This window comes from Bacteroides sp. AM16-24 (assembly GCF_003471885.1).
Lineage (GTDB): Bacteria > Bacteroidota > Bacteroidia > Bacteroidales > Bacteroidaceae > Bacteroides.
On the sequence record NZ_QRKI01000040.1, the window covers coordinates 1 to 537 of the forward strand.

A 537-nucleotide genomic window follows, 5' to 3' on the forward strand; every position below is an offset into this window, starting at 1 on the left:
TTTTGCGTCCGGCTTCCGGCTGCTTTTTGTATTTGGTATCAAAAGGTCGTTCTACAGGGTGTGCCAGGAATGATAATTCGGTATCAATTTCTTTCCCTACAGTATATCAAAAAAGCATAGGGACAAAAACCCAACTTTTTAAAATATGTTTTTTTTAGATAGGGACAAAAACCCAACTTTTGATTGATTATTTGTATCATATAGTGTCTTTTTTTGTTAATAGATGTTCTTTTCCCTAAAGTTTGTGTTAAGATTATGAGAAAAGTTCCTTTTTTATGGGTTTATGTAATAAGAAAAGTTCCTTTTTTGTGTGTTGGTATGATTATCAGGTTTTTTTTTATCAGCTAGTGATGGTAGTACCCTTAAAAATGAAAGGGTAACTATCTGAAAAACAACAGATAATGGTAAAAAATCAGGGACAAAAAACCAACTTCTTAGGGACAAAAAACCAACTTCTTAGGGACAAAAAACCAACTTCTTAGGGACAAAAAACCAATTTTTAGACCCCTCCTAGGGACAAAAACCCAACTTTTATTC